The 1,063-nt window shown below is 40.4% G+C and carries 2 protein-coding genes; both read left to right on the forward strand.

What is annotated here, in order from left to right; all coding sequences use genetic code 11:
* A partial coding sequence (locus tag Q0296_RS10580; protein WP_298040377.1) for a phosphoethanolamine transferase domain-containing protein occupies positions 1-330 on the forward strand: 330 nt, incomplete at its 5' end.
* A gap of 23 nt (positions 331-353) precedes the next feature.
* Positions 354-989 (forward strand): sulfatase-like hydrolase/transferase, encoded by a 636-nt coding sequence (locus Q0296_RS10585; protein ID WP_298040379.1) that lies wholly within the window; start codon positions 354-356, stop codon positions 987-989.
* The last annotated feature ends 74 nt before the right edge of the window (positions 990-1,063 follow it).

The raw sequence follows: 1,063 nt of genomic DNA on the forward strand, positions 1-1,063 counted from the left end.
ATCCTGCCTTGCATATATGTAGCGCTTGCAAAGATTAGCTATGGAGATTTTAAAAGTGCGCTTAGATCAAGGGTAAAAATAGCCCTTAGCACTTTAGCAAGTGCAGCTGTAATCTTTGCACTCATGTCTAAAATTTTTATACCATTTTTTAGAGAGCATAACATCCCAAGCGTTTTACTCCCATACTATCCTATCTACTCTAGCATAAGATTAGCAAAGTCTTTGGCGCAAAAACCGCTCCCTTTTACCTACGTGGCAGATGACGCAACGCTTACTAACGATAAAAAGAAAATTTTAGCAACCGCGAGGCTAAAGCTCGTGAAAATTTAGTTGATATTATCAATAAACTTGGCATAAAAACATACTTTTTTGGCAACAATAGTGGCGGCTGCAAGGGCGTTTGCGACAATCTTGATCAAAACCACACCTCAGAGCACAGAGCAGCTGGCTTTGATGAAGTGATATTTGATGAGGCAAAAAAGGTCATAAAAGATGCAAATTCCACTACATTTATCGTGCTACACTTGCAAGGCTCACATGGCCCTATCTACTACAAAGGCTACCCAAGCAAATTTAAAGAATTTACCCCAACATGCGACACTGCCGAGCTAAACAAATGCACGCCAGACGAGATAGCAAACACCTACGACAACACCATTTTATATGAGGACTATCTGCAAAGCGAGCTGATAAACGCTCTTGAAGCAAGAAAAGATAAATTTGAGGTTGCCATGTTCTTTTTCTCAGATCACGGAGAGAGCCTGGGCGAAAATGGCATATATTTACACGGACTGCCTTACTCCATCGCTCCAGATGAGCAAAAACACATCCCAGCCATCATCTTTTCAAGCGATAGTGAGCTTTTAAAAAGACTAAGAAGCAAGAGAGATGAGAGCCTTTCGCATGATTTTGTCTTTAGCTCAGTTCTTGGATATTTTGGGATAAAAACTAAGGCTTACGAGCCAGAATTTGATATTTTTAGGGAGTAAATTTAAAAGCCAGCCTAGGCAAAGCCCGAAGCTGGCGCAAATTTAAAAGCTGATCTCTTTTATATCAGCTACTT

This window comes from uncultured Campylobacter sp. (assembly GCF_937890585.1).
GTDB lineage: Bacteria > Campylobacterota > Campylobacteria > Campylobacterales > Campylobacteraceae > Campylobacter_A.